This is a genomic window from Shewanella sp. SP2S2-6 (assembly GCF_031931965.1).
GTDB classification, from domain to species: domain Bacteria; phylum Pseudomonadota; class Gammaproteobacteria; order Enterobacterales; family Shewanellaceae; genus Shewanella; species Shewanella baltica.
In genome coordinates this window covers 37,094-51,530 of the sequence record NZ_JAUOEQ010000017.1, presented here as the reverse complement: position 1 = coordinate 51,530, position 14,437 = coordinate 37,094, and the positions used below count along the sequence as shown (strand labels likewise).

The window sequence follows — 14,437 nt, the reverse complement described above, 5'->3', positions numbered from 1 at the left end:
GTAAAAGCAAGTAAGAACAAGCAGTAACAATATGTAATCGATTCCCCTGTAGTTCAGTCGGTAGAACGGCGGACTGTTAATCCGTATGTCACTGGTTCAAGTCCAGTCAGGGGAGCCAATTACATTATGACACTGCTGGTTTAAAACGATTCCCCTGTAGTTCAGTCGGTAGAACGGCGGACTGTTAATCCGTATGTCACTGGTTCAAGTCCAGTCAGGGGAGCCAATTTAAAACACAGAATAAAGTCGATAGTCATATCGCACCCGATTCCCCTGTAGTTCAGTCGGTAGAACGGCGGACTGTTAATCCGTATGTCACTGGTTCAAGTCCAGTCAGGGGAGCCATATTCAAAGTGTTATTTCTTAAAAGTCGATAGCAATATCGCACCCTCTACTCCCCTGTAGTTCAGTCGGTAGAACGGCGGACTGTTAATCCGTATGTCACTGGTTCAAGTCCAGTCAGGGGAGCCATATTTTCTAATTCAACAACCCATTCCTCAGTTTCACTCCTGCTTGGCAACTTATTCTTTTCGTTTTGTTTTTAAGCAAATGCAGTTACACTGTTACCAGCTTATTAAACAAATTTCTGAGTATCTTCACACAGATAGCGGTTTTTAAGCATTCTTGACTTAAACTTATCCTGTTCGTACTCACCAAAATCTAGAGCGGATTTTTATGGCCATGTCAAAATCATATCCCATTTTTTTACTGCTTATTTTTTTAGGTCTTTTTGCTTGGGTGTATCAAAGTGAAAACAGTCAATTGCAAGTCCAACAGCAGCAAGAACTCGATAGTTTTAAATCCAGCTTAATCCGCTACCAAGAATGGCAAGGTAATGGCACTGAACTCTTCAAAAAACTATCTCAAGACTACCAATTTCAGTTCTTCCAATATATTGATGATACCGACGGGCAACTGAGCCATACCGAAGGCAGCTTAGACAGCCAACACTCCCATCCTTTAGCCAGTTTATTTTCCATCGACCTTAGCCACACACAAAAATTGGCAGCCGGTCGTTTACAAGTCAAACTCAGCGCCAATCAAGCCATTGATACGGCAATTAGCAACACTGAAAAACTTGGCCTCATGTTGCTAGTGGCTTATCTGACATTACTGTTAGTGTTTGTTCTATTAATGTCAAAACATAGGGCTGCAATACGTTATGCTGCTGATTATATTTCCAAAATACCTGAGTTAGGGTTTTCTGCAGTCGCATCATCAAAGCTGACTGGCGAGCTCAACCCTATTGGTATTTCCCTTGAAGAATGTCGCCTGCAACTTAAAACTCAAATCGATAAGCTCAATCAAGAAAACGAAAAGCTACATAAAGCCGCCTATCAAGACACAGTGACAGGTTTTAGCACCCGCCCAGGATTTACAAAAAAACTAGAAACCATTAGTAATCCAAATATTCCTCAATTGGGCTTGATGGCTATGGTTAAAGCGACCGAGTTGGCGCAAATAAACCAGAAACAAGGGCGAACTGCGGGAGATGATTATCTCGCAAGAGTCGCCAATTGCATCCGTAAAGCCTGTAGCAGCTATCCTGATGCCGAATATTTTCGAGTAGCGAGTGCTGATTTTGCAGTGTTTATTCCCGAAGTTATGCTCAAAGATGCACCGAAATTTTTAGACCAGCTAAAAATTTACCTCGATGAATATCAGCAGATGACAAAAGCGGAATCCGTTGCCCATATAGGCTTAGTACCCTACAACCAAGGAGTGGAAGCGGCTAATTTACTGACCATTGCCGATACTGCGGTCAGCATAGCGCAAACCCTTGGGCCCAATAGCTATCATATCCAAGAAAAACTCAATGGTGATGAACAATTTGGAGACGATCGCTGGAAGATGGCGATCAATGATTTAGTCACTCGCCAAGCATTAAAATTTTACCAGCAACCTATTCAGCCGTGTCGCACTGATGTCGAAGTTTACCGCGAGTTATTAGCCCGTTTTTATAATAGCGAAGGCAAGTTTTTACCCACCACCACAGTGATTGCCATGGCTGAACGTCACGGTATGAGTACTGAGTTAGATAAACTGGTGGTGATCAGTGCATTAAGAATACTTAAGGAAAACCCGACCATTACCGGTAACTTTGGTATCAATATCAGCGCATTTTCGGCCCATCAAGACAAGTTTGTCGCTTGGTTGAAGGACATATTAGGTAAGCAAAAATACATCGCCTCGCGCTTAGTATTTGAGATCAACGAGTCCGGAATGCAGTCTAACTTAGGGGCGAGTTATAAGTTTGTCCGCGAAGTGCACAGTGTCGGTTCGCGGGTGTCGATTGAGCGTTTTGGTATGAGTTTTACCTCCTTCAAATTCTTCAGCGAAGTGCGGCCCGACTTCATCAAGCTCGATGGTAGTTACACTTCTAATATCGATGAAGACAGCAACAATAAGTTCTTCGTGCGTATGATGGTGGATGTCGCAAGGCGGATAGGCATTCGGGTCATCGCTACCAGTGTCGAACGCCAAGAAGAAAAATTGACCCTGGAAAAACTCCTTATCGATGGATTACAGGGCTATTACATCGCACAGCCACAAGCTATGGCCATTACAGATCAGATTTAATACTTTAACGGGTTAATTCGTCGCCAAAATTTACAGTAAAGATGGTTAACCCTGCATTCTATATGTTGTTTATGCATACGGAAAAGTCGATAATACGGCCAAGATCCGTTTAGAAAAGTATTAGGATGACTGAATATCTCCTCCTGTTGATCAGTACAGTGCTGGTCAACAATTTCGTTTTAGTGAAATTCTTAGGCCTGTGCCCTTTTATGGGGGTCTCCAGCAAATTGGAGTCCGCTATTGGCATGTCTATGGCGACCACTTTTGTGCTGACGTTAGCCTCAATTCTCAGTTATCTCGTCAACCAGTATCTGTTATTACCCTTTGATCTGAGTTACCTGCGAACCATGAGCTTTATTTTAGTGATTGCCGTTGTGGTGCAATTTACTGAAATGGTGGTACAAAAAACCAGTGCCGCACTGCATCGTGCCTTAGGGATTTACTTGCCGTTAATCACGACTAACTGCGCGGTATTAGGCGTTGCCTTATTAAACGTGAATGAGAAGCACGATTTTATTCAATCGGCTATCTATGGCTTTGGTGCTGCGTTAGGCTTCTCATTAGTGTTAATTCTCTTCTCGGCGATGCGCGAGCGTTTAGCGGCCGCCGATGTCCCCTTACCTTTCAAAGGCGGCGCGATTGCGATGATCACCGCAGGTCTTATGTCCCTCGCCTTTATGGGATTCACAGGATTGGTTAAGTAAGATGTCCGGAATTTTAATTGCAGTCATATTGTTGACCCTATTGGCATTAGTCTTTGGGGTGTTACTCGGTTTTGCCGCCCTTAAATTCAAGGTTGAAGGCAACCCGATTGTCGATGAGCTCGAAGCTATTCTGCCACAAACCCAATGCGGTCAATGTGGTTACCCAGGTTGTCGCCCTTATGCAGAAGCCATTGCCAATGGCGATAAAGTCAATAAATGCCCCCCTGGTGGCACAGCCACCATGGAAAAGCTGGCGACTCTAATTGGCGTTGAGCCAGAGCCGCTGAATGCCGAGGCACAATCTCAGGTCAAGAAAGTCGCCTATATTCGCGAAGATGAATGTATTGGCTGCACTAAATGTATTCAAGCCTGTCCTGTGGATGCGATTATCGGTGCAGGCAAGCTGATGCATACCGTGCTCACAACCGACTGCACTGGTTGCGATCTTTGTGTTGAGCCTTGCCCCGTCGATTGTATCGATATGATCCCTGTCACCCAGAATCTTAAAAATTGGAACTGGCGCTTAAATGCCATCCCAGTGACGCTCATCCAAGAGACTCTCAGCAAAGAGATTCAGAGCCAAGATCCACAGTTAGAAGAGGAAAAGCGGTGTTAACTTTATTAGATCAATTAGATAAAGGAACCCTTTGGCGCTCACCCGGTGGTATACATCCCCCTGAAGTCAAATTTCTCTCAAATGCGACACCGATTGGCCAATTGCCATTAGCCTCGACGTACTTAGTACCAGTGCCACAAGTCGGTGAAAACTGTACGCTTGCGTTGAAGGTTGGCGATAAGGTGCTAAAAGGCACGCCGTTAACGCAAGGTACTTCCATTTGGCATTTACCTGTACATGCACCAACATCAGGCACAGTTGTTGCTATTGAGCCAAGGGCCAGTAACCACGCCTCTGCACTGCCGGTTAACACTTGCGTTATTGCTGCCGATGGCAAGGACACCTGGTGCGAGTTAGTACCCAATCAACTTGATGACTTAAGCCATCAGCAAATCGTCGATAAGATTCGCTCAGCGGGTATTGCGGGTATGGGCGGCGCAGCGTTTCCGACTCATATTAAGCTAAATCCGGTCAGTGAAATCGACTTAGTCATCATCAACGGCGTCGAGTGCGAGCCTTATATCAGCGCCGATGACAGATTAATGCGCGAATACAGCCAAGATATCCTCGCGGGTATTGGCATAATTCATCGATTATTAGCGCCAAAACGCATTGTTATCGCCATTGAAGATAATAAACCTGAAGCGGCCAAAGCCATGCAAGCTGTAGTCAACCAATGCGGACTTCCTGCAGGCAGCATTCGGGTGACGGTTATCCCGACTAAATACCCTTCTGGCGGTGAAAAGCAGTTAATTCAGATCATTACTGGCCGCGAAGTGCCCTCGGGCGCCATTCCCGCCAAACTCGGTATCGTGGTACATAACGTCGGTACTGCCTATGCAATTCATCAAGCCGTCACCCAAGGCAAGCCTTTGGTTGAACGCGTTGTGACTGTGACAGGCAAAAATGTCAGCAAACCGGGGAACTACTGGTTACCGATAGGCACGCCCGTTGATCACGTACTGACTGCAACTGAATTCACGCCAGAGCCTGACCAAAAGGTGATTATTGGCGGGCCCATGATGGGCCATGCGTTAGCGAATATCCAAGTGCCTATTTTAAAAGGTACCAACTGTATTCTGGTGCCAAGCAGCCAAGAAATTGGTAGCACGCCCGAAGAAAAAGCCTGTATCCGCTGCGGCGAATGCGCCACTGCCTGCCCTGCACTCTTGTTGCCACAACAACTCTTTTGGCACGCCAAGGCCGAAGAATACGATAAAGCCGCCAGTTACAATCTAAAGGATTGTATTGAATGCGGTTGTTGTAGTTACGTTTGCCCGAGTGATATTCCTTTAGTCGAGTATTACCGCATTGCCAAATCAGCACTTAAACAAGCCGCCGATGAGAAGCAGCAAGCGGAACGCGCTAAACAACGCTTCGATGCCCGCTTAGCGCGTCTCGAAGAAGAAAAACTGGCCCGTGAAGCTAAAGCGAAAGAAGCCGCAGAGCGCCGACAAGCGACGATGACAGGCACAGATAAAAATGCCGTTGCTGAGGCCATGGCACGCATCGCCGCGAAAAAAGCCGCAGCGGCACAAGCTGTCACTGGCGAATCAATTACCGAAGAGTCAAGCGTCACAACAACTGACACCACGGAAGTGCCAAAAGGTAAGGCCGCCGTTGCCGCCGCCATCGCCCGTGCTAAGGCGAAAAAAGCTGCCCAAGCAAATGCCGATGCCACTGACGTGAATGGTGCTGAAACAGACAATGCTGTGACTATGGATGCAAACGACTCCATCTCAGCAACAGTTGCGATAGCGCAGGAAGCGCCGTTATCCCAGAAAGATAAAGTCGCCGCGGCGATTGCCCGCGCTAAAGCCAAAAAAGCGGCGCAGCAAACCGATACCGCAGCGTTAGTGCATACTGATACCGCTGACAGCACATCAGAGTTAAACGCTGCTGATGATAAAAAGGCCAAAGTGGCTGCGGCTGTAGCACGTGCTAAAGCGAAAAAAGCCGCGCAACAAGCTGAGACGAATGCTGAAAATGGTTTAAACCAGACCGCGACTCCAGCAGTTGATTCCAAAGCTAGCGTTCAAGCAGATGTGAATGATGATACAGAAGCAGCCGCTACTGACGTTAACGACGCTGAAGCGATTAAAAAGGCCAAAGTGGCCGCCGCTGTTGCTCGTGCTAAAGCGAAGAAAATAGCGGCTGCATCAGCAGAGTCTAAAACTGATGCTGAAATAGAGTCCGTTGACGAGATCCAAACTGATGCTAACGTGGCATCGCCCTCGATAGCAGCAGAGCTTGAGACAGTAACAACTGAAGCTGATGCCGTTTTGCCATCGCTGGAATCTGCTGCAGAGCCCATTGAAACGGCGCCTTTATCGAGTGATGAACTTAAAAAAGCGCGGATTGCTGCGACCATCGCCAAGGCGAAAGCCAAAAAAGCGGCACTCGCCCAAGAAGCCAACGCTTCGAGCGACTCAAGTGTGACTAATGATTAAGAACAGAATGATTAAAAGGGAACACAATGGCGTTTAAAATAGCCTCATCACCCCATGTAACGCGTAACTTGCATACCTCAACGGTCATGCAAAGGGTGATTTTATGTTTACTGCCGGGCCTTGTCGTGCAATGTGCCTTTTTTGGCTGGGGCACACTTGTGCAAGTCCTGCTGGCGATCCTCGTCGCCTTAAGCTGCGAAGCCGCTGTGATGAAACTTCGCAATCGCAATATCAAAGCGAGCCTTAGCGATAACAGCGCCATGCTCACCGCCATCTTAATTGGTGTCGCCATTCCGCCCCTCGCCCCTTGGTGGATGATCGTCATGGGCACCGCCTTTGCGATCGTTATAGTTAAGCACCTCTACGGCGGCTTAGGCCATAACCTATTCAACCCTGCAATGGCGGCATATGTATTGCTGTTAGTCTCGTTCCCTGTGCAAATGACCACCTGGATAGCACCGAGCACAGTTGCACTGCATTCACCCAGCCTTGTTGAAAGCTTGCAACTTATTTTTAATGTTGGCGCGCACGTGAATATGGAGCAATTTCGTTTAGGCATTGATGGCATGACAATGGCAACGCCACTCGATACCCTCAAAACCGATTTATCCATGGGATTAACCACCACAGAAAGTCTCACCAAAGCCATTTTTGATGGCAGCACAGGCGTAGGTTGGTTCTGGGTCAACTTGGCTTATCTTGCTGGCGGGTTAGTGTTGCTTAAACTTAAAGCTATTCGCTGGCACATCAGCACTGGCGTGTTATTAGGCCTCTTTGTGGCATCGAGTATTGGTTTCTTACTGTCACCCGATAACCAAGCCAGTCCGTTGCTGCATTTGTTTTCTGGCGCAACCATGTTAGCGGCGTTTTTTATCGCCACCGATCCCGTTACTGCCGCAACCAGCCCCCGTGGCCGCATTATCTTCGGCGCGTTAATTGGTGTGTTGGTGTATATCATCCGCACCAAAGGTGGTTACCCTGACGCCTTCGCCTTTGCCGTATTATTGGCTAACCTCTGCGCGCCCTTTATTGACTATTACGTGCGTCCACGCACCTATGGCCATTCAACGAACTAAGGTCATGCTAAGCGATAGCATCATTCTGCAGGCTACGAGAGCTTAAGGAAAAAGAGTTGAAAAATCCGATGATTAAAAATGGTTTTTTATTGGCATTGTTTGCCTTGATTTGCACTGGGCTCGTCGCCGCAGTCAATCAACAAACTGTCGATAAAATTAAGCAGCAAGAACAGCAGGAATTAATGCGAGTGTTACATCAATTAATTCCTGATGAGATGCACGATAACGAGCTAACGGCTCAATGTACTTTGCTGCGAGATAAAGACGCATTAGGCACTGATAGCCCAATGCCCGCCTATATAGCCACCAGTGCAGGCAAACCTGTGGCTATCGCCATTGAAGCTATTGCGCCCGATGGCTATAACGGCAACATCAAATTGATTGTGGGTATTAGCACTAAAGGTGAAGTCCTAGGCGTTCGCACCTTAGCTCACCAAGAGACACCTGGACTCGGTGATAAAATCGATCTGCGTAAATCCAATTGGGTCTCTCAGTTCGTCGGTAAAGTGTTAGGCTCGGCAGATGACAAACAATGGTTGGTTAAAAAAGACGGTGGCGATTTTGATCAATTTACCGGCGCGACTATCACCCCGCGCGCTTATGTCAAAGCAGTCAAAAACGCAGTATGGTATTTCAACAATAACCAAGCGCAAATTTTCAGTCTGCCGCTAAATTGTGAGGCCAACCATGACTAATTATCGCGAAATTGCTTGGCAAGGTCTGTGGAAGAATAACCCTGGCCTAGTGCAACTGTTAGGCTTGTGCCCCCTGCTTGCGGTCACAGCGACGATCACGAACGCCCTTGGCCTTGGCCTAGCGACTATGTTGGTGCTGATTGGTTCTAACATTTTGGTGTCGCTGGTGCGCGACTATGTGCCCAAAGAAATTCGTATTCCGGTATTTGTGATGATCATCGCCGCACTGGTGACCACAGTGCAACTGCTTATCAATGCCTATGCCTACGGTCTGTATTTATCCCTTGGGATCTTCCTGCCGTTGATTGTGACCAACTGCATTATTATCGGTCGCGCCGAAGCCTTTGCCTCGCGCAATAACGCCTTTAGCGCCGCATTTGATGGCTTAATGATGGGACTCGGTTTTACCTTAGTGCTTACAGTACTTGGCGCAACGCGGGAAATATTAGGTCAAGGGACACTGTTTGATGGCGCCGATCAACTGCTCGGCCCGTGGGCGAAATCCTTAACCATCCATTTATGGCAAGTCGATACTCCCTTCCTGCTTGCTATGCTGCCACCTGGCGCATTTATCGTCATGGGACTATTGATTGCACTGAAAAACGTGATTGATAAAAAAGTGAAAGAACGCCAACCTCAAGTCGCCGCAGAGCCAAGTGTCACCCGCGCGCGCATCACTAAGGTTGGTTAGGCTTTCGACATAAAGGCCTAATTCCAGCATAGTACAGAGTATGGTGTTCAACGCTTAATGTGCGCCTAGCGCACTTAAGCGACTGGAATTAAAACATAATATATCAAAGCATAAGCACTCAGCATAAGAACTCAAAGCATAGGAAATCAGCAGGTCTAGGTTTCAAACTCGTTCAATCATCATTAATACCCTATTGATAATGACGAGTTGAACCCAACAACCGCGCAGGAATCGTACATGAATCAAGAAAAACGCATCCAGATCCTCACCCGTCTTCGCGATAACAATCCGAAACCTGAAACCGAGCTCAATTTCTCCAGTCCTTTCGAACTCTTAGTCGCGGTGACCTTATCCGCCCAAGCGACGGATGTGAGCGTCAACAAGGCAACGGACAAACTCTTTCCTGTGGCGAACACGGCCCACAGCATTTATGCCCTTGGCGTCGATGGTTTAAAACAATACATAAAAACCATAGGCTTATATAACAACAAAGCCATCAATGTGATCAAAGCCTGTGAGATCTTGATTGAGAAATACAATGGCGAAGTGCCAGAAAACCGCGAAGCCCTAGAGTCTCTGCCTGGCGTTGGCCGTAAAACGGCAAACGTGGTGCTCAATACTGCGTTTGGTTGGCCGACAATCGCCGTCGACACCCATATTTTTCGCCTCGCTAATCGCACTAAATTTGCGCCCAGCAAGAACGTGGTCGAAGTGGAAGAGAAAATGCTGAAAGTCGTGCCTGCGGAATTTAAAGTCGATGTGCACCACTGGTTTATCCTGCACGGACGCTACACTTGCCTTGCGCGCAAACCCCGCTGTGGTAGCTGTATCATTGAAGACTTGTGCGAATTTAAAGAAAAAATTTATCCTGAAGAGTAAGCTTCGAATCAACTTAGTGGAGCAAATTGACGTTTCAGCATTGTTTTCACATTGATTAGACTAGATTTCAGACAAACAAAAAGCCGCAATAGCGGCTTTTTTGTTTAACTTGGAGCTGGGTTAACTCAAACTAATATTAGTCGTTAAAACATTGAAACAAAGAACGCGCTGAAAAATAAAGCAATTACAACTGTAGTGCCTAAGGCCATTTTAACTTCGGTGTTCATCATTCACTCTCCTAGTTGGTATGGCTGTATTATCGTCAACCTCGCGGTAAAATCCCATGTTTGTCTCTGTGTTTTGTGAGCAACAGCCAATTTATCGGCAATTTTCTTATCACAATCCGCAAATTAGCCCGTCGACAGCCAGCGTTTTCCTATCCTAACCAATCGAATTGATCAAGTGTGATAAAAACACCATGGATGAGATTTGTGGTCATGCGCAGAGACATTTTTGATATACTCCCCACCGGAATCTATTTAGAGAGAGGACCTATGTCGCAACTATTACACACTATGATCCGCGTCGGTAACTTAGAACGCAGTATTGCTTTTTATACTGAAGTGCTCGGCATGAAACTACTTCGCACCTCTGAAAATCCAGAATACAAATATTCTTTAGCTTTCGTAGGTTACGGTGAAGAGTCCACAGGCCAAGCCGTGGTTGAACTGACCTATAACTGGGGCACTGACAAATACGATTTAGGCACAGGCTTTGGCCACTTAGCGATTGGTGATGAAGATATCTACGCCCGTTGCGCTGCTATTGCCGCTGCAGGAGGCAAAGTAACACGTGCACCTGGTCCAGTCGCAGGTGGCACCACAGAGATTGCCTTTGTTGAAGATCCAGACGGTTATAAAATTGAGTTCATTCAAATGAAGTCAGCGACTCAAGGTTTAGGTTAAATCTTGCCACCTGAGCAAGAAGATTAACTGAGCTAGATTAACTGAGCAGAACAGTTCGCTAAATGAGAAATGCCGAATCTTGATTCGGCATTTTTGTTTTTATAATTTTATTTTGCGTTAAACATAAAACAAGCCAGCAATTCACCACTCGCGCCATGCGTTTAAGCTGATTTTATCGACTTATCGACGCTTTATCTTGTCCACTAGTCGTCTTTTTCACGGGTTTACTCATCCCTTTATGGCTGAGGATGCGCTTAAGCCAAGGCGTACGCCACAGCAGCAACACACTAAAACCAACGATATACAGACTTGGCTCGATGATTTCCGATTTTACCGACCAGTAAAAATGGATTGGCGCTAATATCGCGACTAAATACACCCCATTATGCAAGGCCTGCCAACGACGTCCCATCTTACGCATCAAGGCTTTAAACGAAGTTATCGCCAAAGCAGTGACGATAAGATAAGCCACAGCGCCGACTAAAATGTACGGCCGTTTTACCACTTCGCTAAACAGTAATTCCCAAGCAAACAACAGATCTAAACTAAAGAATGCCAGAATATGCAAAGTGGCATAGGCGAACACATATAACCCCACCAAGCGACGAGTCTGCATTAATAGCCCTTGCTTGGTCAGCTTGGAAATCGGTGAGATCAATAAGGTCGCCGCTAAGGCATTTAACGCGCCTATACCTGTGAAGTGGATAATGTGCTGCACGGGATCGCCGCCTGCACGGCCTAACACTACGGTGAGCACCAGGTAGGCGATGGGCACTAAACCCAGCAAATGAAATAACGCTTTTAACCAAAACAAGTGCTTAGCGGTTAATCTCAACATTGGTCATCCCCGCTTAATGGCGTATTTCCAAACAGCAAACTAAGCATCAATAGTTTTTCCTCAGATCCATACCGTCATAGAGTGAAGCCACAAACTCGCCGTAACCGTTGAACGGCTGGGTATCAATACGGGTTGCTGAGAATAGTCCGCCCTCGCCAATACGACGTTCACTGGCCTGTGACCAACGTGGATGATCCACCGCCGGATTGACGTTGGCATAGAATCCATACTCGTGTGAGGCAAGCTGATTCCAACTGGTCGGCGGTTGTTTATCCATGACGCGAATTCGCACTATCGATTTAATGCTCTTAAAGCCATATTTCCACGGTACCACTAAGCGGATCGGCGCGCCGTTCTGCGGTGGCAGGGTCTTGCCGTACAAACCGACCGACATTAAGGTTAAATCGTTCATGGCTTCGGCTATCGTCAGACCTTCAACATAGGGATAATGAATGCCACCGCCCATTAATCGACTCTTCTGCCCCGGCATTTGCTCGGGATCAAAAGCGGTTTCGAAGGCGACATATTTGCCCTTGCTAGTTACACCCACTTTTTTCAATAATGCCGCCAGCGGGAACCCCACCCAAGGGATCACCATGGACCAAGCTTCAACGCAGCGCAGACGATAATTACGCTCCTCGAGCGGGAATATTTTAGTGAGATCATTAAAATCTAACGTCATGGGTCGTTCGACTTCACCTTCGATACGCAGTTGCCAAGGATCGACTTTAAAACCTTGGGCATTATTGAAGGGATCTTGCTTGTCCGTACCAAACTCGTAAAAGTTATTGTGCTGCGTCACCTTATCAAGCGGGGTTAACACATCAGCATCACCGTATTGCTTATTGGTTTGGAAGGTCAGTGGCGTCGTGATAAATGAGGACTTAGGTTGATCACCAAATAGATCGAACAATCCGGCCTGCACGTAACCTGGCACACTGGCGCCGATAGCACCAAGCCCAATGGCTTTCACAATCTGCCGGCGCGAGCGAAACACCGCTTCGGGCGTCACTTGGTTATCTTGCATGTGCCACTGCGCTTTTTTAAGAATACCTGGGGTAAAACGGGAATGTTTAGCCAATTGACACCTCTACCATCTAATGATTAACGCCACCTAGTCGCGATAAAAGCTTATCTGGCGCTCGTCTGTATCGCTCACTTCTATGCTCACTTTAATATAGACAGGTAAAAGCCAGAAAAACTTTCCACCCGTGAATAAATTCACCTTAAACGTATAAGACTTGCTCATTCAAGCATTAAGCGCAGATATAGTTGATTAAAGGGCTTGAAGCCTATTGGGCGGCATGCGAACCTAAGCGCCAAAGCTAAAGGAGTGCTATTGATCATGCCATTTTCTCAATCTTTTTCCGTCGCCGAAATCATCGGCCTTCTCGCCATTGCCTTCTTAGGCCTGTTGATCGGTGCCCTACTCAACCAAAGACTTACCCGCCAACGTTGGCAACAACACAAAGACCAACTTGAGCAAGAGATGCGTCAAGTGAATGAAGATGCTGAATTATCCTTAGCACAACAGCAAATTTTGGTTGATGACAAAGAGGCGCAACTGCGCCAATACCAGCAGCGCCTTGAGCTCAAAATTGAACAATTAGGTAAAGCCGAGGCCTTAGCCGAACGTGTACCCACCTTAGAGCAACAATTGAATGACAGCCAGCGCCGTCAGTTAGAAATTCAATTGGCGCTGTCGAAATCCAATGCCATGCAGCAAACCATTCAAGCCAAGGCCGATGCCCAGCAAGAATCACTGCAGGATAAAATCGCTAGCCTAGAATCGGCCGAAGTGCGGTTACAGACCCAATTTGAAAACCTCGCCAATCGCATTTTTGAAGAACGTAGCGAAAACTTTAAGCATCAAAATGCCAGTCAACTCGAAGGCGTGCTTGGGCCATTGAAACAACAGCTTGAAGGATTCAGACAACAAATTCGTGAATCCTACACCCACGAACAGTCCGAGCGCAGCGCCCTTAAACATCAACTTGAGCACCTACGGGATCTCAATCTGAAGATGAGCCAAGATGCAATCAACCTGACCAAAGCGCTCAAGGGTGATAACAAGCAGCAAGGTAACTGGGGTGAAGTGATCCTCGATCGCGTGCTGCAGGAAAGCGGTCTACGTGAAGGCCATGAATACCATACCCAGCAAGATCTCAAGGACGACAACGGTAAGCGCTTTAAGCCGGATGTGATTGTGCATCTGCCAGAAAATAAAGACGTGGTCATCGACGCTAAGATGTCCTTGGTCAGTTATGAGCGTTACTTCAACAGTGAAGATCCTGCCCTGCGCCAACAGGCGATTAATGAGCATGTGATCTCGATTCGCAGTCACATTAAGGGCTTGAGTCAAAAAGATTATCAAAATCTGCACGGTCTTAAGAGCCTCGATTATGTGTTGATGTTTATTCCTATTGAACCGGCATTTTTACTGGCGTTAGAGCATGATCCTAGCCTAGTCAATTTTGCCCTTGAGCAGAATATCATGTTGGTGAGCCCAACGAATTTACTGGTGGCCCTGCGCACGATTAACAATATTTGGCGCTACGAATATCAAAATCAACACGCGCAAACCATTGCTAAGCAAGCGGGTCGAATTTACGACAAGTTATGTGGTTATATTGAAGACATGGAAAAACTGGGTCGTGCCTTAGATAACGCCGAAAAAACCTATCACAGCGCCATGAACAAGCTGTCATCGGGCAAAGGCAACCTAGTGCGTCAAGCCCATTTAATGCAGCAACTCGGGGTCGATACCAGTAAACAGCTGGATAAAATGCTGCTAGAAAAAGCACTCAATGAAGCCCAAGACGACAACGACACACAGGATGATGACGCTGAGCTAACGCTGCCGCCAACGCGCGATCCTAAGGACACAGAACTCGAATCCGCATAATGCCCAAAATGATAGATTGAGTTGATAAGTTGAGTTAATAGACTGATTTGATAAACAAAGTTAATAGACCTAATTGATTGATAGAGTTGAACACTCGC

At 46.8% G+C, this 14,437-nt stretch carries 12 protein-coding genes and 4 tRNA genes; 14 read left to right on the top strand and 2 right to left on the bottom strand.

Annotation, left to right across the window (positions count from 1 at the left end; all coding sequences use genetic code 11):
• The first annotated feature begins 42 nt into the window (after nt 1–42).
• The 13 genes from Q4Q57_RS12995 (at nt 43) to gloA (ending at nt 10,596) form a co-directional block, all read left to right on the top strand.
• Nucleotides 43–118 (top strand) — tRNA-Asn (locus tag Q4Q57_RS12995).
• 32 nt (nt 119–150) lie between these two features.
• A tRNA-Asn gene (locus Q4Q57_RS12990) sits at nt 151–226 on the top strand.
• A gap of 43 nt (nt 227–269) precedes the next feature.
• A tRNA-Asn gene (locus tag Q4Q57_RS12985) sits at nt 270–345 on the top strand.
• A gap of 50 nt (nt 346–395) precedes the next feature.
• Nucleotides 396–471: transfer RNA gene (locus Q4Q57_RS12980), tRNA-Asn, on the top strand.
• A 204-nt stretch (nt 472–675) separates the two neighbouring features.
• Complete coding sequence (locus Q4Q57_RS12975; protein ID WP_311891061.1) at nt 676–2,580, top strand: GGDEF domain-containing protein; 1,905 nt, start codon at nt 676–678, stop codon at nt 2,578–2,580.
• A gap of 125 nt (nt 2,581–2,705) precedes the next feature.
• Complete coding sequence (gene rsxA / locus Q4Q57_RS12970; protein ID WP_006081543.1) at nt 2,706–3,284, top strand: electron transport complex subunit RsxA; 579 nt, start codon at nt 2,706–2,708, stop codon at nt 3,282–3,284.
• 1 nt (nt 3,285) lies between these two features.
• On the top strand, nt 3,286–3,900 hold the full coding sequence (gene rsxB / locus Q4Q57_RS12965; RefSeq protein WP_311891060.1) for an electron transport complex subunit RsxB: 615 nt from the start codon (nt 3,286–3,288) through the stop codon (nt 3,898–3,900).
• Nucleotides 3,894–6,350 (top strand): electron transport complex subunit RsxC, encoded by a 2,457-nt coding sequence (gene rsxC / locus Q4Q57_RS12960; protein ID WP_311891059.1) that lies wholly within the window; start codon nt 3,894–3,896, stop codon nt 6,348–6,350. The genes rsxB and rsxC overlap by 7 nt, the downstream gene beginning before the upstream one ends.
• Nucleotides 6,351–6,376: 26 nt before the next feature.
• Nucleotides 6,377–7,426, top strand: a complete 1,050-nt coding sequence (rsxD, locus tag Q4Q57_RS12955; protein ID WP_311891058.1) for an electron transport complex subunit RsxD — start codon at nt 6,377–6,379, stop codon at nt 7,424–7,426.
• 56 nt (nt 7,427–7,482) lie between these two features.
• The gene (gene rsxG, locus Q4Q57_RS12950; protein ID WP_311891057.1) at nt 7,483–8,121 is read left to right on the top strand and encodes an electron transport complex subunit RsxG; all 639 of its coding nucleotides are present in this window, start codon (nt 7,483–7,485) and stop codon (nt 8,119–8,121) included.
• Entirely contained in the window at nt 8,114–8,812 is a 699-nt protein-coding gene (locus tag Q4Q57_RS12945) for an electron transport complex subunit E (protein WP_006081538.1), read from the top strand. Before rsxG ends, Q4Q57_RS12945 begins: the two co-directional genes overlap by 8 nt.
• Before the next feature lie 237 nt (nt 8,813–9,049).
• The gene (gene nth, locus Q4Q57_RS12940) at nt 9,050–9,691 is read left to right on the top strand and encodes an endonuclease III (protein WP_311891056.1); all 642 of its coding nucleotides are present in this window, start codon (nt 9,050–9,052) and stop codon (nt 9,689–9,691) included.
• Nucleotides 9,692–10,185: 494 nt separating this feature from the next.
• Nucleotides 10,186–10,596 (top strand): lactoylglutathione lyase, encoded by a 411-nt coding sequence (gloA, locus tag Q4Q57_RS12935; RefSeq protein ID WP_006087315.1) that lies wholly within the window; start codon nt 10,186–10,188, stop codon nt 10,594–10,596.
• 172 nt (nt 10,597–10,768) lie between these two features.
• Here the strand turns inward: gloA and msrQ are convergent, their stop codons facing one another.
• Nucleotides 10,769–11,434, bottom strand: coding sequence for a protein-methionine-sulfoxide reductase heme-binding subunit MsrQ (gene msrQ / locus Q4Q57_RS12930; RefSeq protein ID WP_311891055.1), 666 nt, complete (start codon nt 11,432–11,434; stop codon nt 10,769–10,771).
• A 46-nt stretch (nt 11,435–11,480) separates the two neighbouring features.
• Nucleotides 11,481–12,515 carry a protein-methionine-sulfoxide reductase catalytic subunit MsrP gene (msrP, locus tag Q4Q57_RS12925; RefSeq protein ID WP_311891054.1) on the bottom strand — a complete coding sequence of 345 codons (1,035 nt, stop codon included), beginning with the start codon at nt 12,513–12,515 and terminating at the stop codon, nt 11,481–11,483.
• A gap of 264 nt (nt 12,516–12,779) precedes the next feature.
• Here msrP and rmuC point away from each other — a divergent pair, with 264 nt between their 5' ends.
• Nucleotides 12,780–14,339 carry a DNA recombination protein RmuC gene (gene rmuC / locus Q4Q57_RS12920; protein ID WP_311891053.1) on the top strand — a complete coding sequence of 520 codons (1,560 nt, stop codon included), beginning with the start codon at nt 12,780–12,782 and terminating at the stop codon, nt 14,337–14,339.
• Nucleotides 14,340–14,437 lie beyond the last annotated feature (98 nt).